At 36.4% G+C, this 16,432-nt stretch carries 12 protein-coding genes and 1 pseudogene; 8 read left to right on the forward strand and 5 right to left on the reverse strand.

The features are described from left to right. Window positions 1–491 precede the first annotated feature (491 nt). The 5 genes from BLV99_RS12985 to BLV99_RS13005 all read left to right on the forward strand — a co-directional run bounded on the left by BLV99_RS12985 (window position 492) and on the right by BLV99_RS13005 (window position 5,862). Window positions 492–2,345: an ABC transporter ATP-binding protein gene (locus tag BLV99_RS12985; RefSeq protein WP_092691391.1), complete on the forward strand. Its 1,854-nt coding sequence runs from the start codon at window positions 492–494 to the stop codon at window positions 2,343–2,345. Further along, window positions 2,345–2,794, forward strand: coding sequence for a MaoC family dehydratase (locus BLV99_RS12990; protein ID WP_092691395.1), 450 nt, complete (start codon window positions 2,345–2,347; stop codon window positions 2,792–2,794). Before BLV99_RS12985 ends, BLV99_RS12990 begins: the two co-directional genes overlap by 1 nt. A gap of 110 nt (window positions 2,795–2,904) precedes the next feature. Further along, the gene (locus BLV99_RS12995) at window positions 2,905–3,933 is read left to right on the forward strand and encodes a helix-turn-helix domain-containing protein (protein ID WP_092691399.1); all 1,029 of its coding nucleotides are present in this window, start codon (window positions 2,905–2,907) and stop codon (window positions 3,931–3,933) included. Between the two features lie 71 nt (window positions 3,934–4,004). Continuing rightward, window positions 4,005–4,379 carry a glycine cleavage system protein GcvH gene (gene gcvH / locus BLV99_RS13000; RefSeq protein ID WP_086185843.1) on the forward strand — a complete coding sequence of 125 codons (375 nt, stop codon included), beginning with the start codon at window positions 4,005–4,007 and terminating at the stop codon, window positions 4,377–4,379. A 304-nt stretch (window positions 4,380–4,683) separates the two neighbouring features. Next, a complete protein-coding gene (locus BLV99_RS13005) occupies window positions 4,684–5,862 on the forward strand; it encodes an MFS transporter (protein ID WP_092691401.1) in 1,179 nt (392 codons plus the stop codon). Window positions 5,863–6,024: 162 nt separating this feature from the next. Here the strand turns inward: BLV99_RS13005 and BLV99_RS13010 are convergent, their stop codons facing one another. Then, window positions 6,025–7,224, reverse strand: a complete 1,200-nt coding sequence (locus tag BLV99_RS13010; RefSeq protein ID WP_092691403.1) for a PilT/PilU family type 4a pilus ATPase — start codon at window positions 7,222–7,224, stop codon at window positions 6,025–6,027. A gap of 293 nt (window positions 7,225–7,517) precedes the next feature. Next, a complete protein-coding gene (locus BLV99_RS13015; protein ID WP_092691406.1) occupies window positions 7,518–8,579 on the reverse strand; it encodes a 3-deoxy-7-phosphoheptulonate synthase in 1,062 nt (353 codons plus the stop codon). Between the two features lie 640 nt (window positions 8,580–9,219). Between BLV99_RS13015 and BLV99_RS13020 the strand changes: the two genes are divergently transcribed. Beyond that, a complete protein-coding gene (locus BLV99_RS13020) occupies window positions 9,220–10,425 on the forward strand; it encodes an amino acid aminotransferase (RefSeq protein WP_092691409.1) in 1,206 nt (401 codons plus the stop codon). 367 nt (window positions 10,426–10,792) lie between these two features. Here the strand turns inward: BLV99_RS13020 and BLV99_RS13025 are convergent, their stop codons facing one another. After that, the gene (locus BLV99_RS13025) at window positions 10,793–11,908 is read right to left on the reverse strand and encodes an S-(hydroxymethyl)glutathione dehydrogenase/class III alcohol dehydrogenase (protein WP_092691415.1); all 1,116 of its coding nucleotides are present in this window, start codon (window positions 11,906–11,908) and stop codon (window positions 10,793–10,795) included. A 122-nt stretch (window positions 11,909–12,030) separates the two neighbouring features. On the opposite strand from BLV99_RS13025, the gene BLV99_RS13030 reads away from it, so the two are divergent. After that, window positions 12,031–13,584: a phospholipase D family protein gene (locus tag BLV99_RS13030; protein WP_092691417.1), complete on the forward strand. Its 1,554-nt coding sequence runs from the start codon at window positions 12,031–12,033 to the stop codon at window positions 13,582–13,584. A gap of 7 nt (window positions 13,585–13,591) precedes the next feature. Here the strand turns inward: BLV99_RS13030 and BLV99_RS13035 are convergent. Next, window positions 13,592–14,208: pseudogene (locus BLV99_RS13035) on the reverse strand (class I SAM-dependent methyltransferase). Between the two features lie 146 nt (window positions 14,209–14,354). Between BLV99_RS13035 and BLV99_RS13040 the strand changes: the two are divergent. Beyond that, the gene (locus BLV99_RS13040) at window positions 14,355–14,792 is read left to right on the forward strand and encodes a hypothetical protein (protein WP_092691422.1); all 438 of its coding nucleotides are present in this window, start codon (window positions 14,355–14,357) and stop codon (window positions 14,790–14,792) included. An 89-nt stretch (window positions 14,793–14,881) separates the two neighbouring features. On the opposite strand, the gene BLV99_RS13045 is transcribed toward BLV99_RS13040, so the two are convergent. Beyond that, window positions 14,882–15,466, reverse strand: coding sequence for a uracil-DNA glycosylase family protein (locus BLV99_RS13045; RefSeq protein WP_092691427.1), 585 nt, complete (start codon window positions 15,464–15,466; stop codon window positions 14,882–14,884). Between the last annotated feature and the right edge of the window lie 966 nt (window positions 15,467–16,432).

Below are 16,432 nucleotides of genomic sequence, written 5' to 3' on the forward strand. Positions count from 1 at the left end.
CTTATTTTGATGACAAAAATGTATTCAAATCAACAGGTGTTTCCCACATTATAGAAGCATGAGTCAGTACACTTCATACTTGCAGCAATTCATAAAAATAATACTTGGGAGCAATACCTGCTTTCGAACATTACGTTTTCCTTAACTCAACATGATCTGATAAATCCATACTACTTAATTTCATGATAGACTTTTTAGCAATTGGAAATTTCTTAATCCACTTTTCAGCAATGCATTTTGTGCTCAAAGTTTTACGTGCTCTAAATGCCAGATAATCTTTGTGGTGGAGCGGATCACTACTCTATATCTTAAAACACCATCTGATTAGTGTTATGGTAAAAATTAGGGGCAAATTTAATCGGGTTAGCACAGCAAAATCGGTGTTCACACAGGTTAAAACGTGTAGTAAGCTATCAATCAAGATATTGTTTTTGATACAAAATTTGTAAATTACTGAAATTTAATATTATTAAGGTTTAAAGGTGTAACTTATGTTGAAGTGGTTTGAAAAACTTGTCGATCCTTATCCATCTAAAGGTTTAACTGAACCACTTCCAACCCGTTTCTTCCCTTTCGTTTGGCAAGCTGCAACAGGTGTTCGCCCCTATTTATTATTGTTGGTATTATGTACTGCTGGAGCTGCGAGCTTTGAAGCAGTACTTTATGCAAAAATTGGTGATTTAGTAAACTGGTTAAGTAAAAGTCAACCTGAAACATTCTTAGCTGAACATACACAAAATTTGACCCTTTTGACCTGTATTCTTTTTGCCAATATTTTCTTTGCAAGTTTTCAATCAATTATTAAACATCAAATTCTTTACAGCACCTTTCCAATGCGCCTGCGCTGGCGCTTTCATAATTTATTACTACAACAAAGTCTGGATTTTTTCCATAATGATTTTGCTGGTCGCTTATCTGCCAAAGTTATGCAAACTTCGCTTGCAGTACGCGAGTTCTGGGTGATTTTAGGTGACATGCTGGCTTATGTCGTGATCTATTTTGTGACCATTAGCTTTGTATTGGGCGCAATTTCCCCAATGCTGATTTTGCCTCTGATGCTCTGGTTAGTGTTGTTTATTGCGGCAGCTTGCTTTTTTATTCCTCGTTTAAGCCGAATTTCCAATAAACAAGCCGATGCTCGTGCAGTCATGACGGGGCGCGTAACCGATGCTTATACCAACATTCAAACCGTTAAATTATTTGCCCATGCGGGTCATGAAAGCCAGTATGCCAAAGAGTCTATGCAAGGCTTTATGACCACGGTTTATCAACAAATGCGTTTAGGGGTGCAGTATGAAATCAGCATTAACTTATTGAGTGTGGTTTTATACGTTGGGGTTTTAGGTACAGCCATTTGGCTTTGGATCAACGGGCAAGCGGAATTGGGGATTATTGCGGCAACAACAGCCATGATCTTAAAACTTAATAGCATTGCTGAATTTATGATGTGGCAAACATCTGCACTCTTTGAAAATGTTGGAACCATTCAAGATGGCATGAAAACACTGGGTCGCCCTATTAACATCCAAGACAAAAAAGATGCTGCCCCATTACAAGTGCCACAAGGTGAAATCAAATTTGAAGATGTCTGCTTTGCTTATAACAATAAAAATGTGATTGATCATTTAAATTTAACCATCAAACCGGGTGAAAAAATTGGTATCGTCGGTCGTTCTGGTGCTGGAAAATCGACTTTAATTCAATTATTGTTGCATTTTTATGAGATTAACCAAGGTCGTATTTCGATTGATGGTCAAAACATTCAAGATGTAACTCAAGACAGTTTGCGTAAAAGTATTGCCTTGGTGACCCAAGACACCTCTTTATTACACCGTACCGTGGCTGAAAATATTAAATATGGTCGTCCCGATGCAACAGATGAACAAATGTTTGAAGCTGTTCGCAAAGCCAAAGCAGAAGATTTTATTCCTCAACTCACCGACTTACGGGGTAAATCGGGTTATGAAGCCTATGTTGGTGAACGCGGTGTAAAGCTCTCTGGTGGACAACGTCAACGCATTGCCATCGCACGCGTATTTTTAAAAGATGCACCTATTTTAATTTTAGATGAAGCAACCAGTGCTTTAGACTCTGAGGTTGAAGCTGCAATTCAATCCAGTTTGGATGAATTAATGAAAGGAAAAACAGTCATCGCAATTGCACATCGACTTTCAACAATTGCACAAATGGATCGTTTGATTGTATTAGATCAAGGACATATTGCAGAACAAGGTACGCATGATGAACTGGTCGCACTAGGTGGAATTTATGCCCATTTATGGCAAAGACAAACAGGCAGTTTTTTAATCGAGCAACAAGCTTTGAAGAAAAAGGAATTGGATTAATGTTGTATTTAGAAGATATAAAACTGGGTGATTGTTTCATAAGTCGTGAATATGAAATGACATTAGAAGAAATTAAACAATTTGCCCATGCTTATGATCCACAAATTTTTCATACCGATGAAGATCAAGCCAAAGCGCATCCTATTTTTCAAGGTATTGCCGCAAGTGGATGGCATACTTCTGCGGTAACAATGCGCTTATGGACAGAATGTTTTCCTGTCGCTTACGGACTGATTGGTTCAGAATCCAGTATTCGCTGGCCAAGACCAACTCGCCCTAACGATAAAATTCATGTTGAAGTTGAAATTATTGCGATTACGCCATCAAAAACCAAAACTGACCGCGCTATCGTGACCTATGTAACGCAAACATTGAATCAAAATAATGATGTTTTATTACTTTCTACGACAAAAATTGTGGTCTTTAAAAAGGAATTTAAAGCGGCTTAATTTGAAGACTTTAAAATAATTGTCGAACAATTTTAATAGAATACTGTTTCTTTTCATGCCAATATGAAAACCAACAAATAGAAAAACAACGAAAGTGCAATGGATAGCGCATGAAAACGATTTCTCCAAAACAAGATCAAGGAATCCCCGGTGTTTACGGTCTGCTCCTCTTAGATGTCGTGTCTCGTTGGGGCTACAATGCTGAAGCATTGTTTACACCCTTTCATTTAACCAGTGAGCTATTGGCAGATCCAAATTTTCGCATTCCAACATCGGTTGCAAATGAGTTGGTGAAACATGCATTACGCTTAACAGGAGAACCGACTTTAGGTTTTCATTTAGGCACGCAAATGCGAATCTCGATTCATGGTTTTATTGGCTATGCCATTATGACTGCACATGATATTACGGATGCTTTGGTGTTAGCCAATCGCTTTATTCAGCTCCGTATGCCCTTTTTACAGCTTTATTTTTCCACCTTTGGTGAGAAAGCAACGCTGCAATTACAATGTGATTTTGATATTGAGCCTTTACGGACGGAAATTACCATTGCTCTGACTTTTGGCATCATCACTATGGCGAAAGCTTTAACAGATTGTGATGATTTATCGGGTGATATAGATTTTGATTTTGCTCAACCCTCTGGTTTTGAACGCTATATCAATAAGTTTCCATCCCATAACTTCCGTTTTGAACAGCCACATTTATTATCAAGTTTTGATAAAAAATACCTCAGTTTTAAAATGGTGAATGCCGACCCAATTGCCAGTCAAATTGCGATTAATCAATGTGAAGCTGAATTGTCTGCATTAGGCGAACGACGACGCCTAGCCATGCGTGTACGTGACATTTTGACCAAATCAGAACAACATTATTTAAGTATTGAAAATGTCGCAGACCGTTTACATATGTCTGATCGGACTTTAAAACGTCAGTTGGCTGCCGAAGGAACTTCTTTTTCAACCTTAGTCGATGAAGTCCGCTATCGTCATGCAACATCGCTCCTTTCACGAACAGATTACACCTTGGAACTCATTGCAGATGAACTTGGCTACAGTGATGTTGCCAATTTTAGTCGGGCATTTAAGCGTTGGAGTGGTCGTAGCCCAAGCAATTGGCGTAAAGATCCTTATTTATAAACTTTCGTTTTGATCAAAAAACATGTATAAAACATGGCAAAAATGATTTGAATATTTTAAAGGAGTCATCAATGAATCATCCTTCAGAGTTGAAGTATGCAAGTACCCACGAATGGGTCAAAATTGAAGGTGATCTGGTCATTACAGGTATTTCTGACCATGCACAAGACGCATTGGGGGATTTAGTTTATGTAGAAATGCCTGAACTCGGTCAGCAAATTACTGCAGGTCAGCAAACTGGTGTGGTCGAATCAGTTAAAACAGCATCCGATATTCATGCGCCTATTTCAGGTGAAGTGGTTGCAGTGAATTCAAGCCTTGAAGATGATCCAGACTTTGTCAATGATGATCCATATGGTAAGGGCTGGATTTATAAAATTAAGCCAAACGATATGGCTGATATTAATCAGTTACTTTCAAGCAGTGAATATGAAGCAGGCTTATAACCTAAGTCTTCAGCATTAAAAATCAGCCTTTATGGCTGATTTTTTTTATTTATGTAGAAACATAATAATAAATAACTAAAAATCACATTGTGATTTTTTATCAAAAAAAACATTAATCCAACCACATATATAATCAATAATTATTAAAATACTATACTTTTCAATAAAAATATTCTAAACTTTATAACATCTAACGACTATTTGACTTATCTCTAATCATTACAACAATGATCTTCCTAGCTTAAGAAGAATTGTTTAATAAGCCTCGTTAGCCGTATATCATTTATGATTATCTAGGTAAGTTATGTCTTCAGAGAATGCCGAACAACTGTGGAATAAATCATTTATTCTATGTCTAGCCAATAACCTTTTTTTGTTTGTGTTTTATTTTGCACAAACGACTATCTTGCCTATTTATATTTTAAATGAATTACATGGTACGTTAGCACAAGCGGGTTTAGCCATGACCTTATTCATGGCATCATCCATTGCAGTTCGCCCCTTTAGTGGATTAATCATTGAAAAATTTGGACGTAAAAAAACGCTCTATGTTTCCGAAGCCTTATTTTGTCTATTCTCTTTTGCCTATTTATTTGCAGATAATCTAACTATTCTCTTGTTCATTCGGTTTTTACATGGCATTTGGTTTAGTATCTTAACCACTGTGGCCGTCCCGATTGCTCATGACTTTATTCCTGCAAAACGTAAAGGTGAAGGCATGGGATATTTTGTCATGTCGATTAATTTAGGGATTGTCCTTGGGCCACTACTCGGTCTTAGTTTAATTCAACCCTTTGCATACACCACAGTTGCAGGAATTCTTGCTGCAATTATTTGCCTCGGTTTTATTTTTTGCTTCATGATTCCAATTCCAGCAGAAACTAAATCGGCAATCACTCAAATAAAGCGCCGTTTAACGCTGCAAGATTTTGTCGAAAAAAAAGCACTCCCTGTTTCAATTATGGCAATGATCGTCTCTTTTTCTTATGCCAGTATTATGTCGTTTATTTCAACATTTGCGGAATCAAAAAATTTACTGCCCTACGCCAGTTTATTTTTTGTGGTCTTTGCAATTTCAATGATGAGCCTACGACCAATTACAGGGAAAATTTATGATCGAAAAGGTGCAAATTATGTGGTTTATCCTGCTATTGCCCTGTTCTCAATTGGACTGATCATTTTAAGTCAAATAAATTCAGTCGCTGGTTTGATGATTGCTGCAATATTTGTCGGAATGGGTTTTGGTTCAGCTCAACCTTGTTTACAAACCCTTTCTATTCAGCGTTCAGCGAAAAATCGAATTGGACATGCAACATCTACTTTTTTTACCTGTTATGACTTAGGTATTGCACTTGGATCAATTTTATTGGGTCTTGTGATTGTTCAGCACAGCTATAGCTTTGCATATTTACTTTGTGCATTTATTACCGCATTAAGCTTAGTATTTTATAAATTATATGTAGATCAACCGAAAGCATCTTAATCATGTAAAGTCATGATCGTGCGGATGAAGTCGACTTATTGCAAACAATTGAACATTTTTAGTGTCTTAAATTGCTTCATCTCGAAGTCTAAATAAACTGGGCATGATCCAAGATTTGAATTATGCCCATTCAATAAACTAACACACTAAAAAATTTATTTTTTAACTGGAAGTCACAGGTTCCTGTTTCGTATCGCTTTCATCGGCATCACCCTCTTGTTGCATGCTAAATGATGAAGCTGGAGTTACAGCGGCTTGATCTGATCGGGTACTTTTTAATTTAATCTGTAAACGTAATTCATTCATAGAGTCAGCATTACGTAACGCTTCTTCATAACTGATTGAACCCTCATTATAAAGATCAAATAAAGCCTGATCGAAAGTTTGCATACCCAGTTCGCGTGACTTTTTCATGATTTCTTTAAGTTCATGAAGCTGACCTTTAAGAATATTATCACCAATCAATGGTGTATTGAGCAAAATTTCAATGGCTGCACGACGTCCACGACCATCTTGAGTACGGACTAACCGCTGAGAAATAATCGCTTTCATATTTGAAGATAAATCCATCAATAATTGATTTTTTCGTTCTTCAGGGAAAAAGTTAATGATTCGATCTAGTGCTTGATTGGCATTATTGGCATGCAAAGTACCTAAACATAAATGCCCTGTTTCAGCAAATGCAATAGCGTGTTCCATGGTTTCAGTATCACGGATTTCGCCAATCAAAATTACATCAGGTGCTTGGCGTAAAGTATTTTTCAAAGCATTGTGCCATGAATGACTATCGACGCCCACTTCGCGGTGGGTAATCATCGACTTCTTATGTTTATGCACATATTCAACTGGATCTTCAACCGTAATAATATGCCCTGCTGAATTTTCATTACGATGATCAATCATGGCTGCTAAAGATGTGGATTTACCCGAACCTGTTGCACCAACAACTAAAATTAAGCCCCTTTTTGCCATCATCACATCTTTGAGTGATTCAGGTAATTTTAACTGGGCAAAATTTGGAATTTCTGCGGTAATGGTACGAATCACCATACCCACTTGTAATTGTTGTTGGAACACATTAATACGAAAACGTGAAACATTGGGAACACTAATGGCAAAATTACACTCAAGTTCTTTTTCAAATTCCTGTCTTTGAGTCTCATTCATTAAACTATAGGCAAATAATTTTGTTTTATCGGCAGTTAAAGCCTGTTGCCCAATAGGTTTCATCAATCCTTGGTGTTTAATACTCGGTGGAAAATCTGCTGAAATAAATAAGTCAGATCCGCCATATTCCACAACTTTGGTCAGCATATGAAATATTATTTTACGCGCTTCTTCCAATAATTCGGCACTGTACATACTCTTCCCCATTAAACATTATTTAAATGTACTAAATAACAATTGCATATCGTTAGTTATGTATTTATTAAACAATTAGTTATTACTTAGTATCAATTTTTAATATTGTGCATAAAGAAGCGCGATGACTCAAATTTGTTAATTTTAATTGGTTAAAAGAATTTTAAAAAATTGTATATTACATCAACAAAGCCGTGATCTAAATTTAAACATCTAACATAAATGGACAGATTTAAAAAAATGAAGCCTTTTTAAAAAAGCTTCATTGCAATATAACCATGTTTTTAGCCGTATTAAGCACTACGTTTCAATTGAGACACACGTAGGGAGTTTGCTACATCTAATAAAAGTTGATGTGTTTTATCCCAACCTAAACAACCATCTGTTACAGATTGACCATACGTCATTTCACATGAAATTTTTTGCTGCCCATCTTGTAAATGACTTTCTAGCATCACACCACGTACATTGGTGTGTGCACGTTCAGCCACAATGGTACGTAACACTTCAGCTTGCACTAATGGGTTTTTATGACTGTTACCGTGACTACAATCAATCACTAAAGCGGGTAATTCAGCTTTGCTTTTTGCTTTAATTTTTTCAATTTCAGCCAATTGATAATTAGGACCTGAATTTGCACCACGTAAAATCAAGTGTGCTGCTCTATTGCCTTGTGATTCCAAAACACAAGGTAAACCAGACTGGCTAATGCCCATGAACTGGTGTGAGTGAGATGCAGATTGAATCGCATCAAGTGCAATTTGAATTGAGCCATCCGTGCCATTTTTGAAACCAATGCTGTATGGCATGTGGCTTGAAATTTCACGATGAACTTGTGATTCACTGGTACGTGCACCTATTGCACCCCAAGCCAGTAAGTCATCGAAATAAGCTGTTGCCATAGGGCTTAAAATTTCAGCTGCAATCGGCAAACCCATATCAATAATTTGTAAATACAACTCACGTGATTTTTCTAAGCCCAATTGCATATTCGATGAATTATCTAAATTTGGGTCATATAGAAAACCTTTCCAACCAATCGTGGTACGTGGTTTTTCAATATATGCACGCATGACGAGGAAAATTTGATCTGAGACTTGGCTTTGTAATTGTTGTATTTTTTGAGCATATTCAAGTGCAGAAATGGGGTCATGAATTGAACATGGACCTGTCACAATCATCAAACGATGATCTTTGCCTTCTAAAATATTTTGAATTGTCTGACGCTGATCGGCAATTTGTTGCGCCAATTTTGCAGACAAAGGCAATTGCGCCTTCAATTGATAAGGCAAGCTTAAAATGGTTTCTTTTGTAGTCGTTTGAGTCTGTTGTAAAGCAGTATTTAAAGCATTCATGGAACTTTCCTAGGGACTGTTTTTTCAGTCCAATCTTTTATTTGAGCGTTATGGGTCTAATGGATTGCGTCATCATTTGATTAAAGTAAAACCAATAAAAGTTGCTAAAATATGAATAAGTTAATGTTTTCATGAGGTAACTCCAAAAAGTGTAAAAAAATAAAGCATAAAAAAACCTGATCAGGGTTGCCGATCAGGTATTAACTTGGTGGGCAACCATTTTTTGCCCGAACGCATTCAGGCAATTATCTAAATTGCCAAAAATAATAAGTCGCGTTTGAGATTGCTGGTTGCTTTAACATCTTTATTTCTTCAAAAAAGTATGTGTCTTGAGATAAAAATACGCTGTATTTATACATTTGACAATAGTTTTATACAAAATAAAATGACATAAATCAGTTAATCTTTACTTAACTTAGACCTATGGAACATTTCTGATTGCGGTCAAGGTCATCAAATGCATTTTGCCATAAACACAGCATATGCTTGATTCAACATCCCCTATTTTGAATCAATTATGTCTTAAAATAAGCAAGTTTAAAAATAAGAAAATAACAGACAATCCATTGGCATTAAAAGATAAAATACAGTCGATAGCAAAAGCTTAATTTGTTTACTACATATAATGAAGGATGTATTCATGTTCCAACATGTTGATACTTATGCAGGTGATCCGATTCTTTCTTTGATGGAAGAGTTTGGTAAAGATGAACGGACAAACAAAGTTAACTTAAGTATTGGGCTTTATTACAATGAGGACAATATTGTTCCGCAGCTCAATGCCATTAAAGCCGCATATAAAAACATTGAACCAAGCAATGACAAGGTCAAACTGTATTTACCCATGGATGGTTTGAAATCTTATAATGCAGCAACTCAAGCACTTGTTTTAGGCGAAAATAGCCAAGCTCGCCTAGAGGGTCGTGCAGTGACCATTCAAACTTTAGGTGGCTCTGGTGCGCTTAAAGTCGGTGCAGATTTCTTAAAAAAATATTTTCCTGAATCCGATGTTTGGGTCAGCCAACCAACTTGGGAAAACCATATTGCGATCTTTAATGGCGCAGGAATTCACTCGCACTTTTATCCTTACTTTGATGCTGCAACCAACGGTGTAAATGTTGCTGAAATGCTGGAAAAATTAAGTAAACTTCCAGCTAAAAGCATTGTGTTATTACACCCTTGTTGTCATAACCCGACAGGTGCAGATTTAACCCCTGCTGAATGGGATCAAGTGATTGAAGTATTAAAAAAACAAGACCTAATTCCATTTTTAGATATTGCCTATCAAGGTTTTGGTCAAGGTTTAGAAGAAGATGCGTATGCGATTCGCGCTTTAGATCAATCAGGAATGAATTTTATTGTCAGTAATTCATTCTCTAAAATTTTCTCGCTTTATGGTGAGCGTGTGGGTGGCTTAACGTTTGTCTGCGATGATCAAGCCACGGCACAAAAAGTATTGGGGCAGCTTAAAGCTACTGTACGTCGTATCTATTCAAGCCCAGCAACGACTGGTGCATTATTGGTCGATAACGTACTTAATGATGCGGATCTCACTGCACAGTGGGAAGCTGAGCTGAAAGAAATGCGTGAACGTATTATTAAAATGCGTCATATTTTAAATGACAAATTAAGCCAAGCGTTGCCTGAACATGACTTTAGTTATTTGGTTAAACAACAAGGTATGTTTAGCTATACAGGTTTAACGGCTGAACAAGTCGATATTTTAAAAGACAAATACGGTATTTATTTAGTGCGTAGTGGTCGTATGTGTGCCGCGGGTTTGAACTTAAATAATATTGATTATGTTGCTGAGTCTATTGCCGAAGTGATTAAAGCAACCGCTTAAAATACGCCGCTAAAAAACGGGCAAATTGCCTAATGCCAGTCAGTTAAGAAATTGATTGGCATTTTTTTTTGACTTCATAATAATATTCGATACGCGAAAACGTCATCCGCAACTGTTCGAGGCAAAACTATTTTAAAAAAGTAAGGTTTCTGCGATTAATTAATCAGTAAAAGGGATTTGACGAGTTTTGCGGATGACAAATGCCTTTGGTTACTTTGGGCTTATTCAAAGTAATCAATGAGCTCCAAGTATTTGATTTAAAAATATAAGACTCCGTTGTGAATAACTAAAAAGCTAAGGAGTTAATTGTAGCCCTCCTTAACCAATCAGTATTAGGCAATCTGCCCGTTTTTATTATTAGTACAAATCAATCTTGAAAATGCACCACTGAACGAATAGATTTACCTTCATGCATCAAATCGAATGCTTCATTAATTTGATCTAGCCCCATGGTATGCGTGACAAAAGGTTCAAGCTGAATATCGCCTTTCATTGCATCTTCAACCATTTTAGGCAGTTGAGTGCGCCCTTTCACACCACCGAATGCCGTGCCTTTCCAAGTACGGCCAGTGACCAATTGGAATGGACGAGTCGAAATTTCCTGCCCTGAACCTGCCACACCAATAATCACCGATTGTCCCCAACCACGGTGCGCACATTCAAGCGCTGAACGCATAACATTGACATTACCAATACATTCAAATGAATGGTCTACGCCCCAGTCTGTCATTTCTACAATCACTTGTTGAATCGGCTTGTCATAATCTTTTGGATTTAAGAAGTCAGTCGCACCAAACTCTTCAGCCAGTTTGAATTTTTCTGGGTTCATGTCAACCACAATAATACGCCCTGCTTTAGCTTGACGCGCGCCTTGTACCACAGCAAGACCAATGCCGCCTAAACCGAAGACTGCGACTGAATCACCCTCTTGCACTTTAGCCGTATTATGTACAGCGCCAATCCCTGTTGTTACACCACAACCCAACAAACAGACATGTTCAGGATTTGCATCAGGATGAATTTTCGCCAAAGATACTTCAGCAACCACGGTATATTCACTAAAGGTTGAACAGCCCATGTAATGATAAATTGGCTGACCATTATAAGAAAAACGTGTCGTACCATCAGGCATCACACCTTTACCTTGAGTCGCACGAACAGCCACGCAAAGATTGGTTTTTCCAGATTTACAGAATAAACACTCGCCACATTCAGCTGTATACAGTGGAATTACATGATCACCCGCTTTGACACTGGTCACACCTTCACCCACTTCTATTACAATCCCTGCACCTTCATGACCCAGTACTGCTGGAAAGACACCTTCAGGATCATCACCCGACAAAGTAAATGCATCGGTATGGCACACACCTGTATGGGTGATTTTAACCAGAACTTCACCCGCCTTTGGTGGAGCGACATCTAGTTCGACAATTTGAAGCGGTTCACCTGGACCAAATGCGACTGCTGCACGTGATTTCATAACAGAGCTATCCTTTATTTAGTTCTTTAACAGATGAGCTACAGTAACCGCTTTTTATTATCAGATTCAACCTTTAACATGATGATAATATGTACTTATAACTTAATGACGCCATAATAATTATGCTAATTAAACCATTCACTCATGCTGTCATGTTTTCTTTAGCACTCATTACGTTGACGGGGTGTAGTTTGCCTATGAATCAATCCAATAAACAACCGCCTATTCAAATTCATGCGGAACACTGGTTAAACGGTTCAAATGTCGACATGCAAATGTCGCAAGGCTTAACGGCTTATTTAGCTTTGGATGATGCCTTTATTAGCATTGCCTCAAGACTACATCTGATTAATAAAGCAAAATATAATATCGATTTACAGTATTACATTTGGGAAGATGATTCGATTGGGCATCTCATGCTGGCTGAACTTTTAAAAGCAGCAGATCGTGGGGTCAAGGTTCGATTACTTATTGATGATCAGAACGGAACCAAACTTGATGCCACTTTAAAACAACTTGCAGCACATCCAAATTTTGAAATTAAATTATTTAATCCCTATAAATTTAGAAAACTACGGGTCATTGATTATGCATTTCGTTTAAAACATATTAACCATCGTATGCACAATAAACTTATTATTGCCGATGGTGCCATTGCGGTTACTGGTGGTCGTAATATTAGCCGTGAATATTTCGATGCCAGTGATAATTTTCAATTTACCGATATGGATATTTTGTTCTATGGTACTGCTGTTGACCATGCCAATGACGTTTTCCATGCGTTTTGGAATGACAACTTAAGTTATTCAGTGCCACAACTTTTGGGCGATGGCAATCAAGAACAGCTTGCTAAATTGCGTCAGTATTATGAACTTACTGCTTTACAAAAAGATCAGTTAAAAAAACGCATTGAATTAGCCGAAAAACAAATCAATAAACACTTAAAAGATCGTCCTATTAATTGGGCAAAAGCTCATTTTATCGCAGACTCACCGGATAAAATTCGTGGTGAAGCGACCAATGATCAGCTTATTTATCGTCAAATGCTCAATATTATGGGGGAGCCGAAGCAGCATCTTGAATTAGTTTCAGCCTATTTTGTACCAACGCGTAAAGGAACAAACGCGTTAGTTAATTTAAGCAAAAATGATGTGCGTATTCGAATTTTAACCAACTCATTCCTTGCCAATGATGTCGCAGTGGTGCATGCCTTTTATCAAAAATATCGTCATGATTTACTGCAAAATGGCATTAAACTGTACGAATTCAAGCCCTATATTGAACGTAATAAACGGACTTGGTATGAAGTAGTCACAGGAAATGTCATTCCTGCCAAAGGTAAAAACACCTCTAGCTTACATGCCAAATTTTTTGATATAGATGGCATGGTCTTTATTGGTTCATTTAATTTTGATCCTCGTTCAGCCAATTTAAACAGTGAAGTCGGACTTGTGGTTGAATCTGATGTTCTACAAAAATATATTTCCAAATCACTCGATCAATATTTACAGCAAATTGCCTACGAATTAAAATTAAATAAACAAGGCGAAATCATTTGGCTTGATCAGCATAAAGATGGCTCAATTGTAGAATATAAACATGACCCAGAAACGACGAAATTTCAGCGCTTTGCTATGCAAGCGGTATCCTACTTGCCGATTGAATGGATGATGTAATGACAAATTAATGACATTTAAATACACATAAGCCTTTTATTTCGAGTGAAATTTCAATCTGTGTAAACCCTGCTTGCTGCAAACTGACTAAATGCTCTTGTTTTGACATATAAAGTTCATTATTGGTCATGGCACTTTCAGCAAATAAATGATCACATAGCAAATAAGTTGCATTCGGATTAAGCAGTGTTGTTTTCACAATGTGATGAAAATCCATTGCATATGCTTTATGGCGTAGCTCGTGCAAAGCTTGATGCATAATAATGACATCGTATCTAGTAAGTGGATCGACCCAATCGGGTTGTTTAAAATCTCCAACCACATAACGGGTTCTTTGTAACTCATTTGCAAGCAGTCTATTTCTTGAAAGATCATGCATCGCTTCAGAGAAGTCAAAAGCAGTATAGTGAATATTTGGACATCTTTCTAAGAGGTGTTAGCCAAATATCCGGGGCCAGCGCCAATTTCTAGAATGTTTCTAACATTTGACTGTTGTATCAGCTCAGCATAATAATCAAAAAATGCATATCGCCATGGCCTTTTAATATTCACTTCACTTGCCCATTGCACTGCATCTTCAGGTTTTCTTAAATCAATCGGGCTAGCAACTTCTTTTATTAACATTGTTTTTTAGAACATATAAGGTTTTGATTTATATTTATACATAAATTCAATCAAGCTTTGCAAAGGTTTTACTCATCGGCCCCTTTGCTTTAACATTTCACTTTTCGAGTATTAAACTCTTTTTCTCCTGATCGTGACTCTTTCCCATGCAATTTTTTGATTTAAGCCGTCAATTTAATTTAAATGATATTTTATTGCCTTATAAAACCCTCGATGATTTAGGTCGCCAAGAATGGTTCTTGTCTAAAGTTCGAGTAGAACATAACTGTTTATCTGAAAGTGATCTTTTAGAAGGTCAAGTCGTTTTAAAATCGAATGAAAATATTCAAATTGAACTTGAATGGCTTATTTTAGATACAGGATTTGAACTTCAGGTTTTATTTAAAGGCATTGAAACTGAAACCAATGAACAAACGCTACTCTTGGTTAAAGGTGCTCAAATTATTGATATAGAACAGAAGAAAATTTCTGCACAAGCTTTAATTTTGTGGCTAGATGGCACACTCCTCCCAATGTTGCCAAAGATCCGTACAGAAATTAAAGCACGTTTAAATCTGTGGGATTATGTCGAGTATGACAATTGAGCATTCAATTAGCAGTTTATGGATTTTCTTTACTTATTGATTAACCTATAGAATTTAATCGTATAGATTAATAAAAGGCTAAAATTTTCTTAAAGTAAGCCTATTTCATTAAATAATTGAGCATAGGCTTCAGCTTTCTTTTCAACTGGCAAAGGATAAGCACGTGAAGATGAAGGCATACGGTATAAAGTAAGGTCACGTTCAGCGAAATATGTTTTTGAAGACTGTCCAATTTGAGGTTTTTCAGTCCCCTCTGGCATAGAAAGCATTAAAGTATCTGTGGCTTTATCTCCAGTCGTCATCACATTGTGGCACTGGGGTATGTCTTGTAAAAGTTGCGCTAAATCAGTCGGCTTCGCTATTTGTAGAAATTTATCAGATGCATTGCCTTTTAAACGAATGACCTGATACGCCGTATCAAAAATGGCTATGCCCTTTTCAGTTAAAAAATCACGAATGAGCGGCTCTTTAAAATTTTTATTCGCTAGATCAAGAAAGTATTCTTTATTTTGAAAGAACACTAAACCAAAAATTTTCCACATATCATTTTGATAGTTTGGGTAATAAAAATCCATTTTCCAACGTGTTCTAGGCGGAGGAAAACTCCCCAACATTAACAATTTCGCATTTATTGGTAAAAATGGTTCTAGTGGATGCGTTTCAATTTCAGACATTATTTAAAATCAATAGGTTGTAAAATATTTTAAGGAATGATTTTGACTATACGTCAAATGATTTTCTCCTGAATTTTAGCATAACTGTAACTTTTATAGCGATACAACTTATTCCTCTTAGTGTTTTCTTAATTAACACCTGCAAAACTTCTGCAAAACTATTATTGAAAATATAACTAAATTCTAAAAATCGTAACACAGAAATATTTTCGTAAAATACCATTTCATAAGGTTTTTGGTGTGCTACCAAATTAAGTAATCAGCTATATAGACCGTTATGACAAAAGAAAATCATGAAAATTTGGCGCTATTTTCTCAATAGATATAGAATCAGGAGTATTCTAAATTTCTAATAAAATAAGTTAAAAATGAAAGTATCTGATCTAATACCGAATCAATTGCCTGTAATTCTTGCCAAAGCAATGAAAGTAAAATCAGCCCCAGTGCTCGATTGGGAATTATGTGGAAAACTCATAGAAAAAGAAAATATTAGCCTAGTCCGCTCATATTCAAGATGAACAGCATTTTACATTGGCCCACGCTATGATAGTAAAGAAGCTGAATAAACAGCTGATACTGCTATAGAAGCTATTGTGAAGTGCTTTATTGAAAAAAATTAGGTAGTGAGATTTAAGATAGTACGGTAATCCCCCTCTAAAAATAATTAATACTTTCATATCATTAATAACTTTTTGCTAAGAATAAGAGAGATAAATAAAAGTTCAAACACCCTAAAATAAAAATTGACAACCTTATTGTAAACCTTCTTTTTTTTAGAAAAAAATACACCAATAAAATAGAAAAAAATAAAGAAACGAGACTTATAAATACAAACGAGTTTGGCAAAGAATTCTCCAAATAAAAACTAAAAATAGCTATTTAACTGATATTACGTAACCCGAATCCTGCTTAAGGAAGGCTGTTTTATTTTTCTTAAGTATAATGACTGTTTTTAGAGTAAAAAAG

This window comes from Acinetobacter kyonggiensis (genome assembly GCF_900107285.1).
Taxonomy (GTDB): Bacteria; Pseudomonadota; Gammaproteobacteria; order Pseudomonadales; family Moraxellaceae; genus Acinetobacter; species Acinetobacter kyonggiensis.